Annotated in this window: 12 protein-coding genes; 4 read left to right on the top strand and 8 right to left on the bottom strand. The window is 71.3% G+C overall.

Going from position 1 to position 14635, the window contains the following annotated elements; translation table 11 throughout:
• Positions 1–92 precede the first annotated feature (92 nt).
• From EPO51_RS22560 to EPO51_RS22575, 4 genes are all read right to left on the bottom strand, one after another.
• Positions 93–968, bottom strand: coding sequence for a 4-(cytidine 5'-diphospho)-2-C-methyl-D-erythritol kinase (locus EPO51_RS22560; RefSeq protein ID WP_293354966.1), 876 nt, complete (start codon positions 966–968; stop codon positions 93–95).
• A gap of 1 nt (position 969) precedes the next feature.
• Positions 970–2661 carry a tetratricopeptide repeat protein gene (locus EPO51_RS22565; RefSeq protein ID WP_293354969.1) on the bottom strand — a complete coding sequence of 564 codons (1692 nt, stop codon included), beginning with the start codon at positions 2659–2661 and terminating at the stop codon, positions 970–972.
• Between the two features lie 87 nt (positions 2662–2748).
• Positions 2749–4422, bottom strand: a complete 1674-nt coding sequence (locus EPO51_RS22570; RefSeq protein ID WP_293354972.1) for an electron transfer flavoprotein-ubiquinone oxidoreductase — start codon at positions 4420–4422, stop codon at positions 2749–2751.
• Positions 4423–4540: 118 nt separating this feature from the next.
• Positions 4541–5935: a M48 family metalloprotease gene (locus EPO51_RS22575; protein WP_293354975.1), complete on the bottom strand. Its 1395-nt coding sequence runs from the start codon at positions 5933–5935 to the stop codon at positions 4541–4543.
• 82 nt (positions 5936–6017) lie between these two features.
• On the opposite strand from EPO51_RS22575, the gene EPO51_RS22580 reads away from it, so the two are divergent.
• Entirely contained in the window at positions 6018–6851 is an 834-nt protein-coding gene (locus EPO51_RS22580; RefSeq protein WP_293354978.1) for a uracil-DNA glycosylase, read from the top strand.
• A gap of 75 nt (positions 6852–6926) precedes the next feature.
• Positions 6927–8525 (top strand): lytic transglycosylase domain-containing protein, encoded by a 1599-nt coding sequence (locus EPO51_RS22585; RefSeq protein WP_293354981.1) that lies wholly within the window; start codon positions 6927–6929, stop codon positions 8523–8525.
• Here the strand turns inward: EPO51_RS22585 and EPO51_RS22590 are convergent.
• Entirely contained in the window at positions 8433–8894 is a 462-nt protein-coding gene (locus tag EPO51_RS22590) for a cell wall biosynthesis glycosyltransferase (RefSeq protein WP_293354983.1), read from the bottom strand. The two genes, EPO51_RS22585 and EPO51_RS22590, sit on opposite strands and share 93 nt — an antisense overlap.
• A gap of 62 nt (positions 8895–8956) precedes the next feature.
• Between EPO51_RS22590 and EPO51_RS22595 the strand changes: the two genes are divergently transcribed.
• Positions 8957–10045, top strand: coding sequence for a PA0069 family radical SAM protein (locus EPO51_RS22595; RefSeq protein ID WP_293354986.1), 1089 nt, complete (start codon positions 8957–8959; stop codon positions 10043–10045).
• 8 nt (positions 10046–10053) lie between these two features.
• On the opposite strand, the gene EPO51_RS22600 is transcribed toward EPO51_RS22595, so the two are convergent.
• Positions 10054–11346 carry a class I SAM-dependent RNA methyltransferase gene (locus EPO51_RS22600; protein WP_293354989.1) on the bottom strand — a complete coding sequence of 431 codons (1293 nt, stop codon included), beginning with the start codon at positions 11344–11346 and terminating at the stop codon, positions 10054–10056.
• Between the two features lie 144 nt (positions 11347–11490).
• Between EPO51_RS22600 and EPO51_RS22605 the strand changes: the two genes are divergently transcribed.
• On the top strand, positions 11491–12099 hold the full coding sequence (locus EPO51_RS22605; RefSeq protein WP_293354992.1) for a hypothetical protein: 609 nt from the start codon (positions 11491–11493) through the stop codon (positions 12097–12099).
• A 53-nt stretch (positions 12100–12152) separates the two neighbouring features.
• On the opposite strand, the gene EPO51_RS22610 is transcribed toward EPO51_RS22605, so the two are convergent.
• Positions 12153–12881, bottom strand: coding sequence for a TlyA family RNA methyltransferase (locus EPO51_RS22610; protein WP_293355269.1), 729 nt, complete (start codon positions 12879–12881; stop codon positions 12153–12155).
• Positions 12878–14632: a class I adenylate-forming enzyme family protein gene (locus tag EPO51_RS22615; protein WP_293354995.1), complete on the bottom strand. Its 1755-nt coding sequence runs from the start codon at positions 14630–14632 to the stop codon at positions 12878–12880. The genes EPO51_RS22610 and EPO51_RS22615 overlap by 4 nt, the downstream gene beginning before the upstream one ends.
• Positions 14633–14635: the final 3 nt, after the last annotated feature.

The following is a 14635-nucleotide window of genomic DNA, read 5'->3' on the forward strand; positions in this document are numbered from 1 at the left end:
CGCTCGGGGGAGAGACGTCCGCCGCGCACACTCGGCGGACGTCGGTTAGGGGTAGAGACGGGGGCCCTTCGGGGCTCCCGTTTTCGTTTGGGTCAGTCCCAGGGGCCGCCCAGGCGGCAGCGCCGGACCCACCAGTGCGGGGCCATGGCCTCGATGCGTTCGGCCAGGGTCTCGGCGGCCATGTCGTCGGCGCAGAGGGCGAAGCAGGTCCCACCCGAGCCGGACACGCGCGCCAGCAGCACCTCGGGTTCGTCGCGCAAGGTGGCCAGCACGGCGCCGACCTCCGGCGCGGCGGCCACCGCAGGGGCCTCCAGGTCGTTGGACAACGTGGCGAGCCAGGCGGCCATCTCCCGCGCGTTCTCGAAAGCGTCGGGCATCGGGGGCGGGGCGACGTCGCCGAAGACGCCCCCGGCGTCCAGGCGGCGGTAGACGTCGGGAGTCGACACCGCCACGCCGGGGTTCACCAGCACGGCGTCCAGCACCGGCAGGACGGGCGCCGCACCGAGGCGCTCTCCCCTGCCCTCAGCCACCACCGGCCGCCCCCACAGGCACGCGGCCCCGTCCGCGCCCAGGCTGGCGGCGACCTTCTCGAGGCGGGCGTCGTCGAAGGCCGGCGCGAACATGTCGCGGATCAGGCGCAGGGCGGCGCCGGCGTCGCTGGAGCCACCGCCCAGGCCGCTGGCCACCGGCAGGTGCTTATCCAGCGAAAAGCTCAGCTCGGCCATCGGCCGGCCGAGCTCGGCGACGAAGGCGCGCACGGCGCGGATGATCAGGTTGTCGGACTCGCGTCCCAGCCCGACCGCGAACGGCCCGCTGGCCGTCAGCCGACCCTCGCCCAACTGCACGGAGACCCGGTCGCCGATATCGGCGAAGGCCATGAGGCTGCAGATCGGATGATAGCCGTCGGCGCCCGGCGCGCCGACGTGCAGGAACAGGTTGACCTTGGCCGGCGCCAGGCGCGCAGCCATGTTACTGCCCGGCGAGTTTCGGCTGCGGGCCCAGGCCCGAGGCCAATTTCTGGTCGACGTTGGCCTTGATCTTGTCGTCCGGCTTCAGCGTCAGCACGCGGCGCCATTGGAACACGGCCTCGTCCTTGCGCCCGACCATCCAGTAGGCGTCGCCCAGGTGGTTGTTGATCTCAGGGTCGCCGGCTTCCAGCTCCACCGCCTGCTCCAGCACCTCGACGGCCTTCTTGTAGTCGCCCAGCCGGTAGTGGGCCCAGCCCAGGCTGTCGACGATGGCGCCGGACCGCGGGTTGGCGGCCACGGCCTTTTCGACCATCCCCATGGCCTCTTCCAGCCGCTCTCCGCGGTCGATCCAGGCGTAGCCCAGGTAGTTCAGCAGTTCGGCCTCGTCGGGACGCAGCTTCAGGGCCTGGGTCAGGTCGGCTTCCGCCTCCTTCCAATGCCCCGTGCGCTCATAGGCTTGGCCGCGGGCGTAGTAGAGCTGCCAGTCCGGAGTCTTGGCTTCGCGGATCAGCGTATCCAGCAGGGTGATCGCCTCCGGATAGTTCTCGTTGGCGCGGAGCAGATCCGAGAGGGTGATCCGCGCTTCGGTGTCGCCGGTGGCCGCCGCGGTCCGCGCCAGCTTCAGCGCGCCTTCCTTGTCGCCGGCGCTCTGGTGGCTCCAGGCCAGCTTGGCCTGGGCGGCCGGGAACTCCGCGGTATTGGGCTTCGGCTTCATGTAGGCGAGCCGCGCGCCCTCGACGTCGCCTTTCAGCTGCAGGACGTCGCCCAGCATCAGCCAGGCGTCGTTGCGCTGGGGATCCAGGGACAGGGCCAGGCGCAGGTAGGACAGGCCGAACGGCTCCTGCTTGGCGCTGATCATCGTGGCGGCCGGCGCCAGCAGCGCGAACGCTGCGCCTTCCTTGATCGTCGGCATCGGCGGGGCGGACTTGCCGCCCGCGACCCGCGCCCGGGCCGCCTTCAGCCCCAGGTTCGACGGGTTGCGCGCCAGCGCGGCGTCGTAGAGGGCCTGGGCTTCCGGCCGCCGGCCGCGGCGCTCCAGGAAGGCGCCATAGGCCAGCACCGCGATCTCGCTGGGGCTGGCGCTGGAGGTCACGGCCTTGAAGTCGGTCTCGGCCTCGTCGTAGCGCCGGGCGCGCTCGAACAGGTGCGCCTGGCCGATCTGGCCGAAGTAGTCGACGCCGGCGTCGCCGCGCAGCTGCGGCCGCACCGTCGAGCCCTCGACGTCCCCGGCCGCGGCGGCCACCCACGGGCCCAGCAGGGCCGCGGCGGCTCGGTGCGGAAAGCCGATGCCGTCGCTGGCGAGCTCGGCCTTGGCGACCTTGCCCTTGCCTTCGCCCAGGGCCGCCACGACCTTGACCAGTCGGCCCAGGCGCTTGCCGGCCTCGGAAGCCGTGGGGCCGTCGGGGGCGAGCAAGGCGGCCTTCTGGATGTCGCCGGCCCTCAGGGCCGCGGTGAAGGCGCTCTCGGCCACGGCCGGATCGTCGCCGCTCTGGGTGCGGGCCAGTTCCAGGAACCGCGCCGCGTCGCTGTTGCGGCCTTCCTCGAGCGCGGCGCTGCCGGCCAGGAACATCCCGTAGGCGCTGTCGGCGGCGACCGGCGCGCCGAGCGGCTCCTGTTCGGCGGTCCGGTTGACGGCGCAGCCGCCCAGCAGGATCAGCGGGGCGGCGAAGGCGAGCAGGAGGGAACGACGCATCCCCGGACTCTGGGGGCGCAAGGCCGCTGCCGCAAGCGCCCCATCGTCACAGAGGGGAATTTGCCGGTCGAATGCGGACGCCAGGCGCTACATGTTCGGGTAGTTCGGCCCGTCTCCGCCCTGCGGCGTCGTCCAGTCGATGTTCTGCGACGGATCCTTGATGTCGCAGGTCTTGCAGTGGACGCAGTTCTGGAAGTTGATCTGGAACTTCGGGTTCTGGCCGGCCTCGTCGTACAGCACCTCGTAGACCCCCGCCGGGCAGTAAAGCCGCGCGGGCTCGCCATACTTGGGAAGGTTCACAGAGATCGGGATCGAGGCGTCGCGCAGGTGCAGGTGCGCCGGCTGGCTCTCGTCGTGGTTGGTCGAGGACAGGAAGACGCTGGAGAGCTTGTCGAAGCTCAGCACGCCGTCCGGCTTCGGATAGACGATCGGCTGGTAGTCCTTGGCGCCGCCGGTGGCCTCGGCGTCGCTCTTGCCGTGCTTCAGGGTGCCGAAGAACGAGAAGCCGCCCAGCAGGTGGGTGGTCCACATCTCGAACATGCCGACGGCCCCGCCCAGCTTGGTGCCCAGCTTCGACAGGAGCGGCTTGGCGTTGCGGACGACATGCAGCTCCTTCCGGAGCCACGACTTGTCGAAGGCGTCCTTGTATTCGCTGAGCTCGTCCCCCGAGCGGCCGGCTTGGATGGCGTGGAACGCCGCCTCGGCGGCCATGATGCCGCTTTTGATCGCCGCGTGGCTGCCCTTGATCCGGGGTACGTTCACGAACCCCGCGCTGTCGCCCAGCAGCACGCCGCCGGGGAAGTAGAGCTTCGGGATCGACTGCAGGCCGCCTTCGCTGATGGCGCGGGCGCCATAGGCGATGCGCTTGCCGCCCTCGAGGTGCTTGGCCACCTCCGGGTGGTGCTTGAAGCGCTGGAACTCGTCGAAGGGCGACAGCCAGGGGTTCTTGTAGCCCAGGTGCGTCACGTACCCGATGGCCACCAGGTTGTCGCCGAAGTGGTACATGAAGCTGCCGCCGCCCGACTTGTCGTCCAGTGGCCAGCCGGTGGTGTGGGTGGCGAGGCCGGGTGTGAACACGGCGTCCGGGACCTGCCACAGCTCCTTGATGCCCAGGCCGTACTTCTCGACGTCGGCGTCCTTGCCGAGCGCGTATTTCTTGCGCAGCACCTTGGCCAGCGAACCGCGCACGCCCTCGCCGATGAACACGTACTTGCCGCGCAACTCCATGCCGGGCTCGTAACTGGGGCCCGGCTTGCCGTCCTTGCCCAGGCCGAACTCGCCGGCGACCACGCCGACCAGCGTCTCGCCCTCGAACACCGGGGCCGAGGCCGCCATGCCCGGATAGACCTCGACGCCCAGGCCCTCGGCCTGGCCGGCCAGCCAGCGGCAGACGTTGCCCAGCGAGGCGATGTAGTTGCCGTGGTTGTTCATGAAGGGCGGCATCGCCCACATCGGCAGCTCCAGGCTGCCCTGCGGACCCAGCAGGATGAACTGGTCCTTGGTGACCGGCGTCTCCAGCGGCGCGCCCAGCTCCTTCCAGTTGGGCAGCAGTTCGGCGAGGCCCTTGGGGTCGATCACCGCGCCCGAAAGGATGTGCGCGCCCACCTCGGCGCCCTTCTCCACCACCGCCACGGTGATGTCGGGCGAGAGCTGCTTCAGCCGGATCGCGGCGGCCAGGCCGGACGGGCCGGCGCCCACGATGACGACGTCGTACTCCATGGCCTCGCGTTGGATCGCTTCCTGGCCGACGTCCTCGCTCATCGCATTCCCCTTAAGCCCGTCGTCGGCCAGCCCCCTCGCCGACCGATGCTCGCGTTGTCGGGGTCTTATCGGGACGTCACGCCGGGGCGGTCAAGCGCGAAGGCGTCGCGGCGTTCGCTCAGTGGCGGCCCTCGACCACCAGCTTGACCCGCGCCCCGGGGCGCAGCGCCTCGCCGGGGTCCAGGGCGTTCAGCATCCGGAAGCGGCCGATCCGGTCGCTGTCGGGGGCCATGCGGGCGGCCAGCGACTCCGCCGTGTCGCCGGGGCGCACCTCGATGACGGCGATCCGGCGGCTGGAGGCCCCGTCGGCCTCGCGGTCCGAGAGGCGCCGGAACGAGTCGAACATCGGGTCGAACAGGCCGGCCTGGCCCGCCGGCGTCATGGCGATGAAGCTGTAGGCCTCGTCGCCGCCCAGGGAATAGGCCACGACCGTCAGGTCCACCGGCCGCCCGCCCGAAAACGCCCGCGCCGGCAGCACCACCGCCTCCAGGCCGTTGATCTTCGTGCGTTCCGCCTGGCCCGGCTCGTAGCGGCCGTTGCGGACCACGCCCTTCAGGACCTCCCGGGCGTAGCCGTCGAGCTGCGTCGCGGTCGCCCGCCCGCCGGCGAACTCAGCCAGCGCGCCGCCCGCGCCGACGATCTTCACCGCCTCGGGCTCATTCGACATCTGGAATCCGCGCGGCGCATCGAAACGGATGCCGAGCTGGGGATGAATGTAGGACCCGCCGCGCACGAAGCCTTGCACGCCGTCGTCGCCATACGGCAGCCCGTCGATCGCGGTCAGGTAGCCTTGCTGGTCCAGCGTCAGGCCATCCCAGGCCGGCGACGTCGCGGCCTGGGCCGCCGCCCGCCGGATGCGGTCGGAGGTCAGCGGGTGGGTGCTGGCCCAGGGGGCCGCGTTACCCTCGGGCTTGCCGGCTTCGCGGGCGGTGAACGCCCCTTCCCTCTGCAGGTCGTCCAGCACACGCGTCAGGCCCTCGGGCGCGTAGCCGGCGGCCGGCAGGTACCCCAGCGCCAGGCTGTCGGCCTCGTACTCCTGGCTCCGCGAATAGCCGAGCGCGCCCAGCTTCGCGACGCGGCCGGCGACCTTGCCGGCGATGTCGGACTTGGTGGCCACGCCCACCAGCGCCGCGGCCAGGCTGCCCATCGTCTCCGTGTTCTGCTGGCGGAGGGCGTGGTTGGCGGCCACATGCCCCAGCTCGTGGCCCAGCACCGCGGCCAGCTCGGCCTCGGAGTTGACGATTCCCAGCAGGCCGCGGGTCACGTAGACGTAGCAGCCCGGCGGCGCGGTGAAGGCGTTCACCACCTCCGAGTTCACGACGGTGAAGACGCAGGACTGGCGCAGGCCGGCGGCCTGGGCCATCCGCTCGCCGATCCGCTGCACATAGTCGGCCTGGGGCCCGAGGTAGGTCCCGCCCAGCTCGGCGACCATCTGGCGGTGTTCGCGGGCGGGCTGGGCCAAGGCAGGCGCGGCGGAGAGCGCCAGCGCCGCGGCCAGGGCGAACCCCTTCATCGCATCTCTCCCCATTCCGGGCTGACAAGCCCGCGCCGACGCGCCAAGAGTGGACCAAGCCTCATTTGGAGTGAACCGGGGAATGTCGGCGGCCGCCGAAGCCACCAACGCCGCTGTCGCCGAGAGCCTGCTGGCCTTCTGGGCCGACGCGGGCGTGGACGCCATGCTGCTGGACGAGGCCGTCGACCGGATCGAGGCCGGCAAGGTGATGCCGCCCGTGCGGCCCGCCGCGCCGGTCGCCCCCCTCGCCGCCGTCGCCTCGCCGCGCTTGGGGGCTGGCCAAGCCGACATCTCGGCCGCCGTGGCCCAGGCCCAGCAGCTGGCCGCGGCCGCTCAGGGCCTCGAGGCCCTGGTCGCCGCGATCGCCGCTTTCGAGGGCTGCCCGCTGCGCTTCGAGGGCGCCGCCACCAAGGCCGTGGTCTATCGCGGCGACCCGAAGGCGCCGCTGCTGGTCATCGGCGAAGGCCCCGGCGCCGACGAGGACGCCCGCGGCGAACCCTTCGTCGGCCGGGCGGGAAAGCTGCTGGACCGGATGCTGGCCGCCGCCGGCCTGACCGACCGGGTGCTCATCACCAACACCGTCTTCTGGCGGCCCCCCGGCAACCGCACGCCCACCCCCGCCGAGCAGGCGATCTGCGCGCCGTTCCTCGAGCGGATCATCCAACTCGTCCAACCCAAGATGCTGCTGCTGGCCGGCGGCGCGTCGGCGAAGTCGATCCTGAAGCGCGAGGAAGGCATCCTGTCCCTGCGCGGGCGCTGGTTCGAATGGCGCTCTGCGGACGGTTCGCTGGAGCTGCCCGCCATGCCCACCCTGCACCCTGCCTTCCTGCTGCGGCAGCCCGCTGCGAAGAAGCGGGCGTGGAACGACCTGCTGACGCTCACGGAAAGGCTTGATCGTCCGGACAGGCCCCTCTAGCTTCGCTGGCTGGGACTCAGAGAAAAAGGGGTCCGCGTTCAACAGACGTTAGTTCTGTCCGCGGATATAGACGGCATGACGCTCGAACAGCGCCTGCGCGTCGGGGTATTGTCCCTCGTCGCCGCCGCCTCGGTCGCCAGCTCTGCTGCGGCCGGATCGCCGAAGGCCCTCTCCGATACCGACGCACGCGCCTATGCCGCCGCCTTCCAGGCCGTTGAGCAGGGCGATTTCCTGGGCGCCCAGATCGAGGCCGCGCCGATCCAGGATCGGTCGCTGGACGGCTACCTGTCGTTCCGCGCCCTGATGCACCCGACGGCGCACAAGGCCAGTTTCCAGGAGCTGTCGAGCTGGCTGGCCAAGTTCCGCGACCTGCCGCTGGCCGACCGTGTCTTCTCGCTGGCCGCCAAGCGCCAGCCCGCCGAGGCCGTGACCCTGCCCCGCCCCGAAGTGGCCCTGCAGGACACCGCCCGCAGCGAAATCACCCGCCCGGCCCGTGAGGCCTTCTATTCCGGCGATGCGCGCACCGCCTTCCAGCTCGCCGTGAACGTGGGCGAGCGCTGGATCGCCGGCCTCGCCGCTTGGCGCCTGCAGGACTACGGTCAGGCCCACGACTATTTCGCCCAGGTCGCCCGCGACGAGGAACAGGACCCCTGGCTGCGTTCGGCCGGCGCCTACTGGGCCGCCCGCTCCGCCGTCGCCATGGGCGACACGGCCACCGCCCAGGCCTTCCTGCGCCTCGCGGCCCAGGCCCCGCAGACCTTCTACGGCATGATCGCCGAGCGCCAGGTGCTGATGACCTCGGCCCAGGCCGGCGCCGGCCTCATGACCCTGGCCGCCTTCCGGGCGCCGGAACCGGCGGCCCCACGTCTCCTCGACAATGAGCCGCGCGCCCACCGCGCCTCGGCCCTGGCCCAGATCGGCCGCCTGGACGAGGCGCGTCAGGAACTTCGCGCCGGCCTCGCCCTGGCCCGCACCGGCGACGAGCGCAAGGCCTGGACCGCCCTGCTCACCTCGCTGGGCCCCGCGGCCGGCCCCGGCGCCCAGCGCCCGCAATACCTCTCGCTGGGCGACTACCAGGCCCCGCCGCTCGAGCCCAAGGACGGCTTCACGGTCGATAAGGCCCTGGTCTACGCGATCGTGCGCCAGGAAAGCGCCTTCAACCCCATGGCGGTCTCGCCGGTGGGCGCGATGGGCCTGATGCAGCTCATGCCCGCCTCGGCCGCCCTGGCGACCGGCGACAACACCTATCGCAAGCGGCCCAAGGTGCTCTTCAACGCGTCGACCAACCTGCGGGCCGGCCAGGACTACCTGAGCTACCTGATGGACCGCGGCGTCGGCGGCGACATCCTGCACGTGGTCGCGGCCTACAACGCCGGCCCCGGCGCGGTGCTGAAGACCACCGCCATGGTCGGCCAGGACGATCCGCTGCTGACCATCGAGTGCCTGCCGGCGCTGGAGACCCGCAACTACGTCGAGAAGGTCATGACGGCCTACTGGACCTACAAGCGGATGTTCGGCGAGGAGACCCGCACCCTGGACGCCTTGGCCGGCGGCGCGCGCCGCATCGACGTGCGCCTGGACCTAGCCAATCCGCCGGGCGCGCAGCCCCAGGTCGCGTCTGAGACGCTGCAGGTCGGCGCCGCGGCGACCCTCCAGGCGGCCGCGTTCGACTAGCACGCCGAAGGGCCGGCGGCCGAACAGGCCGCCTTCCGCCAGGCCCGTCACCACCGCCGGCTCCGCCCCGCGCGTCAGATGGCCGCCCAGGGATCGTATCCACCCATCCCGCAGCCGGAAGTCCGCCGGCAGGATCAGCAGCTGGTCCGCCCGCGCCGCCGCCCCCGCCGCCTCGATGGTCGGGTGGGCCTCCGCGCCCATGTCCTCGCAAAGGTGGTCGATCCCCGGCTGATCCGCGGCCGCCACGATCAGCACCTGACGCACCAGGCCGTCCACGGCGCCGGCCGTCAGCTGCGCCAGCAGCCCCGGCAGCCCCTCGGCCTCGCCGCGCGCATCGATGATCACTGAGAGCATGTCCCCGACAGACATTGGTTCCCCAGTGTAGGTCAAGAGTTCTTGTTTTGTTCCTATCGAGACATTAGGCTGCGCGGGTGTCGACCTTCACCCAGCAGCCCAAGACCGTCCGCGGCCGCGGCGCCCGCTCCAACGCCAGCGGCCGGTTCGAATCCCAGGCCCGCGAGGCCTTCGACGACGGCTGGACGCTGGAGGACCCCGAACCTGGGCAGATCGAGACCACGGTCACGCCGGAGAAGGCCAAGGTCATCATCAGCCACAACGACAGCCCGGACGTAGGCTTCTCGGCCTCGATCAATCCCTACCGGGGTTGCGAGCATGGCTGCATCTACTGCTACGCCCGTCCGGCCCACGCCTACATGGGCCTTTCGCCGGGCCTGGATTTCGAATCCAAGCTGTTCTTCAAGCCGCACGCCGCCGAGCTGCTGGAGAAGGAGCTCTCCAAGGCCAGCTACAAGCCCGAATTCATCCACATCGGCGGCAACACCGATCCCTATCAGCCGCAGGAAAGGACCCTGCGCGTCACCCGCGGCGTGATCGAGGTGCTGGTCCGCTTCCGCCACTCCTTCTCGGTGATCACCAAGTCGGCGCTGATCCTGCGCGACCTGGACCTGCTGGCCGAGGCGGCGGCCCTGGGCCTGACCCGGGTGGCGATCTCGATCACCAGCCTCGACCGCAAGCTGGCCCGCTCGATGGAGCCGCGCGCGGCGACGCCAGAGAAGCGGATCGACGCCGTGCGGAAACTCACCGGCGCGGGCGTGCCGGTGACGGTGATGTTCGCCCCCTGCATCCCCGGCCTGAACGACCACGAAATGGAGGCGGTGCTGGAGCGCGCCGCCCAGGCGGGCGCGTCCGGCGCGGGCTATGTGGCCCTGCGGCTGCCCCACGAGATCAAGGACCTCTTCCGCGAGTGGCTGGAGACCGATCACCCGGACCGGGCGCGTCGCGTCATGTCCCTGGTCCGCCAGATGCGCGGCGGCAAGGACTACGACGCCCAATGGGGCAGCCGCATGAAGGGCGAAGGCCCCCTCGCCGCCCTGATGGCCGCGCGCTTCAAGGCCGCCAAGGCCCGCTACGGCCTGGACCAGAACTGGGGGGCCCTGGACGCCGGCAAGTTCCGCGTGCCCCCCAGGCCCGGCGGCCAGTTGGACCTGTTCGGAGCGTGACGGGCAGCTTAGCGGTTGAACACCCCGACCAGCTCCACGTGCGGCGACCAGAGGAATTGGTCGACCGGCAGGAGGCGCTCCAGGACGAAGCCGGCGTCGATCAGGGTGCGCGCGTCGCGGGCGAAGGTGGCGGGGTTGCAGGACACGGCGATCACGCGGGACACGCCGGAGTTCGCCAGTTCGGTCGTCTGCTCGGCAGCGCCGGCGCGGGGCGGATCGAAGACAGCCACGTCGGTATGCCGCAGGTCGTGGACCAACAGCGGCCGGCGCGCCAGGTCGCGGGCCTCGGTGGTCACCCCCTTCAACCCCGGCGCGCCCGCCAGGGCGGAGGCGAGCGCGCCCACCGCCTCGGCGCTGAAGTCGGCCGCATGTACGGGCGCAACCTCGGCCAGGCGGAAGGTGAAGGTGCCGACGCCACAGAAGAGGTCGACGATCCGGTGCGCGCCGGCGGCGGCCTGGCCCACGAAGGCGGTCATCGCCGCCTCCGCGCCCGCCGTGGCCTGGAGGAAGGCGCCCGGCGGCAGGCTGACGCGGGCCGGTCCCAGCCGCACCTGCGGCATGCGGGCCATGTAGGCCATCTCGCCGCCCAGGGTGACGCGGGCGAAGTCCGCCTCGGCGGCCCGTTCGGCCAGCTGCATGCAGGCGTCGGCGGAGAGGCCGCCGCTCCGGGCTTCCACCCCGCTGATGTCGATGTCGAGGCCGGTGTCGGTGAGGGTGACGTGCAGGGTCGGCGCCGACTTCGGATGCTCGAACAGCGGCGCGGCCAAGCGCTTCAGCGCCGGGATCGCCGCCTGGAGCTGCGGATCGGCGATCGGGCAGACGGCGATGTCGACCAGGTCCCAGGACTTGCGCGCCTTGTAGCCTAGCTTCGCGGCCTCGCGACCGCCCTTCCGGGCGTGCAGCGCCACACGGCGACGGGTTCCGGGGCCGGCGGCGAAGGCCGGCAGGATCTCGGTCTCGATCCGCTCTCGGGCCAGGGTGCGGACCAGGCGCTCGACCTTCCAGGCCAGATAGGGCTCATGCGCCCAGTGCTGCAGCGCGCAACCGCCGCAGACACCGAAATGCGGACAGACGGGCTCGACCCGCTGGGGGCTCGCCTCCAGCACCTCCAGCAGTTCGCGGCGCTCGCCGGAGCCCTGCGCCCGCACGCGCTCGCCCGGCAGGGTGAAGGGCACGAAGACCGGACCGGGGGAGACGCCGTCGCCCTCTCCTCCCACCGACTCAATGGAAAACTCCGCTGGCGGGCCGGGCGGCGGCCTGGGCTCGGGACGGCTCTGCGGCCGGCGTTTGGGATATCTCATGCGCGCCCCATGGCGCGGGTCTTGGTTAAGTCAAAATGAACGAACATGAACGAGTTTCTCAACGACCGTTCAGGTTCGCCGCCGCATCTTGCCGCCAAGCGTCGCCGTAAAGCGGCCGAGAGCATCGAAATCGAGGGATACCGAATGTCCACGCAGGTCACCATCGCCAAGGCCGCAGCCGCCGCGCTCGCCGGCGTGATCGCGCTGGGCGCGTGCGCTCCGGCGCTCGCCCAACCCGCGGGGTCCTACACCACCATGGGCTCCAACAGCTACAACTACGATCCCTGCCGCCGCGACGCCAACCAGCGCGGCACGGCCGGCGCCCTCATCGGCGGCGGCATGGGCGCGGTGATCGGCTCCAACGCCGCGGCGCGCAACGCCCGGACCGAAGGCGCCCTGCTGGGCGGCCTGCTGGGCGCCATCGCCGGCGGCGTGGTCGGCAACAAGACCGCCGCCTGCACGCAGGGCCCGTCGCGCTACGACACCGCGGCCTTGCCGCCGCCTCCGCCGCCCGCGGCCGGCTCCAGCTACTACGAGCGCGACGCCTACGCCGACTCCGCTGCCGCCCAGGCCCGCGAGGACGCCTGGCGCGACGAGGCGCGGGCCGACCGTTACCGGGCCGCCGAGCGCCCGCCCGAGCCGGACGGCTGCACCCTGGCCGAAAGCCCGATCTACATGCCCGACGGCCGTACCCAGACCCGCTTCGTGCGCGTCTGCCGCGACGCGAACGGCAAGTACGCCGTCGTCGACTGAGCAAGCTCCAAGTCGAGTGTCTGCCTCGGCCGCCCTTCGGGGCGGCCGCTTCTTTATGTGCGGGTCGCCCAGAGCAGGAACTCGCGATTGCCGTCGCCACCTGCGATCGGGCTGTCGGCGGTCGCGCGGACGGTCCAGCCGGAGGCCGCCAGGAAGGCCTTCACCGCCTCCAGCGCGGCGAGCCGCGCCGCCGGGTCGGTGACGATGCCGCCCTTGCCGACGTTCTCGCGGCCCACCTCGAACTGCGGCTTCACCAGGGCCACCAGATCCGCGCCCGGCCCGGCCAGCGCCAGGGCCGTGGGCATCGCCTTCTCCAGCGAGATGAAGCTGACGTCGGTAACGATCAGGCCGGGCGGCTCGGGGATCAGCGCGGGCGTCAGGTCGCGGGCGTCGGTGGCCTCCAGGCCGACCACGCGCGTGTCGGCCGCGACCCTCGGATGGAGCTGGCCCCTGCCGACGTCGACCGCATAGACCCGCCCTGCCCCGCGGCTCAGGCAGACCTCCGTGAAGCCGCCGGTAGAGGCGCCCACGTCCAGCACGACACGGCCTTCGACAGCCATCCGCCAGAGGTCCAGGGCGTGGACCAACTTGAGCGCGCCGCGCCCGACCCACGGATGGGCCGGCGCCGCCTCGACCACAGCGTCGTCGGCGATCAGTTCCGAGGCCTTGGCGACGACCCGGCCATCGGCCGTGACGCCGCCGGCCTCGATGGCGGCGCGGGCCTTGGCGCGGCTTTCGAAGAGACCGCGCGCGACCAGCAGGAGGTCGGCGCGGGTCTTCAGGCGGGCGCGTCCTGGAACAGCTTCTTGAGTTCGCTCTTGAGGATCTTGCCGTTCGGATTGCGCGGCAGGGTCTCGTGCCAGAACTTCACCGACACCGGCACCTTGAAGGCCGCGAGCCGTTCGGCGACGTGGGCCCGCAACTCCTGCTCGGTAGCTTCCGAGCCGGGCTTGAGGGTGACCACGGCGCCGGGCTCCTCGCCCAGGATCCGGTGGGGGATTCCCACCACGGCGGCGTCCATCACCGCCGGATGGTCGTAGAGGACGTTCTCGATCTCGACGCAGTAGATGTTCTCGCCGCCGCGGATCAGCATGTCCTTGGCCCGGTCGAGGATGTAGCAGAACCCCTCCTCGTCCAGCTTGGCCAGGTCGCCCGTCCGCACCCAGCCGTCGACGAAGGTCTGCGCCGTCGGCTCCGGCTTGTTCCAGTAGAGCTTGGCGTTCATCGGACCCTTGGACCACAGCTCGCCAAGCTGGCCGGCCGGCAGCACGGTCACGCCGTCGGCGGGATCGCGAATCTGCAGCTCGGCCACGGCGGCGGCGGGCCCGCAGCTCTCGGGCCGGTTCTGGTAATCCTCGCCGCTGTTCGAGGTGACGGTGGCGCAGGTCTCGGTCATGCCCCAGCCCTGGCCGGACTGCGACTTGGGGAAGGTCTCCTTCAACCGTCGGACAAGCTCGGGCGCTGAGGGCGCGCCGCCGTAGGACACCGCCTCCAGCGAGGACAGGTCGTAGTTGGCGCGGGCCGGGTGCTCCAGCAACTGCCAGGCGATGGTGGGCACGCCGCCCGCGGACTGGATCTTCTCGCGCTCGATCAGTTCGAAGGCGCGGATGGTGTCCCACTTGAACATCAGGACCAGCTTGGCGCCGGCGAAGATGCTAGGGTTCAGGACTGCGAAGCACCCGGTGACGTGGAAGAACGGCACCGACAGCAGGCTGGAGCGCTGCGGCGCATCCGGATCCGGCGCGGGCGGCGCCTCGCCCTTGCGCAGGAACGTGCGGGCGCTGGCCGCGCCGGCCGTGAAGATGTTGCAGTTCACCGCCCGATGGGTGGCCAGCGCGCCCTTGGGCTTTCCGGTCGTGCCGGAGGTGTAGAAGATGGTGGCGTCATCGTCGGGCGCGATATCGACCGGCGGGATCGGCTGGTCCGGCAGCGACGCCCAGGCGTCCGGCGCGCCCAGCACGCTCTCCAGCTTGGTCACGTAGGGGTGCGCGATCTCGTCGACCTCGCGGCTGACGTAGACCCGCTTCAGGTCCGGGCAATTGGCGAAGTGCTCGGCCATGCGCTGGAAGCGCTCGGCGTCCATCACCGCGACCTTGGTCCCGGAATCGGTGAGGCCGTACTCCAGCTCCGGGCCCGTCCACCAGGCGTTCAGCGGCGTGACGATCGCCCCGATCGAGGCGGCGGCGTAGAAGGCCACAACCCACTCGGGCACGTTGCGCATGATCACGGCGACGCGGTCGCCCTTCTCCACGCCCTGGGCCTGCAGCTCGACCGCGAAGGCGGCGACGGCCCGGTGGAAGGCGTCGTAGGTGACCCGCTCGTCCTCGTAGACGAGGAAGACTTTGTCGCCGTGCGTCTTGGTCATCTCGGCCACGGCGCGGAGCGTCGGCGGCTGGTTCTTCCAGGTCTTCAGGCGGACACCGCGGATGTCCACCTCCTCAATCTCGGTCGGCGTTCCCGGCGCCCCCAACAAGGCGTGGGCCTGCTGGATCGACATGGCAGGCCAACCAGGCGGCAGAACGGCCTCGGACATCAA

Origin of the sequence: Phenylobacterium sp. (assembly GCF_004297125.1) — a bacterium.
In the GTDB taxonomy this organism is placed as follows: Bacteria; Pseudomonadota; Alphaproteobacteria; order Caulobacterales; family Caulobacteraceae; genus Phenylobacterium.

What these genes read in the sequence shown, in the direction of transcription:
- EPO51_RS22560 (WP_293354966.1), bottom strand. Translation starts at nt 968, where the DNA reads ATGGCTGCGCGCCTGGCGCCGGCCAAGGTCAACCTGTTCCTGCACGTC.
- EPO51_RS22565 (WP_293354969.1), bottom strand. Translation starts at nt 2,661, where the DNA reads ATGCGTCGTTCCCTCCTGCTCGCCTTCGCCGCCCCGCTGATCCTGCTG.
- EPO51_RS22570 (WP_293354972.1), bottom strand. Translation starts at nt 4,422, where the DNA reads ATGAGCGAGGACGTCGGCCAGGAAGCGATCCAACGCGAGGCCATGGAG.
- EPO51_RS22575 (WP_293354975.1), bottom strand. Translation starts at nt 5,935, where the DNA reads ATGAAGGGGTTCGCCCTGGCCGCGGCGCTGGCGCTCTCCGCCGCGCCT.
- EPO51_RS22580 (WP_293354978.1), top strand. Translation starts at nt 6,018, where the DNA reads ATGTCGGCGGCCGCCGAAGCCACCAACGCCGCTGTCGCCGAGAGCCTG.
- EPO51_RS22585 (WP_293354981.1), top strand. Translation starts at nt 6,927, where the DNA reads ATGACGCTCGAACAGCGCCTGCGCGTCGGGGTATTGTCCCTCGTCGCC.
- EPO51_RS22590 (WP_293354983.1), bottom strand. Translation starts at nt 8,894, where the DNA reads ATGTCTGTCGGGGACATGCTCTCAGTGATCATCGATGCGCGCGGCGAG.
- EPO51_RS22600 (WP_293354989.1), bottom strand. Translation starts at nt 11,346, where the DNA reads ATGAGATATCCCAAACGCCGGCCGCAGAGCCGTCCCGAGCCCAGGCCG.
- EPO51_RS22605 (WP_293354992.1), top strand. Translation starts at nt 11,491, where the DNA reads ATGTCCACGCAGGTCACCATCGCCAAGGCCGCAGCCGCCGCGCTCGCC.
- EPO51_RS22615 (WP_293354995.1), bottom strand. Translation starts at nt 14,632, where the DNA reads ATGTCCGAGGCCGTTCTGCCGCCTGGTTGGCCTGCCATGTCGATCCAG.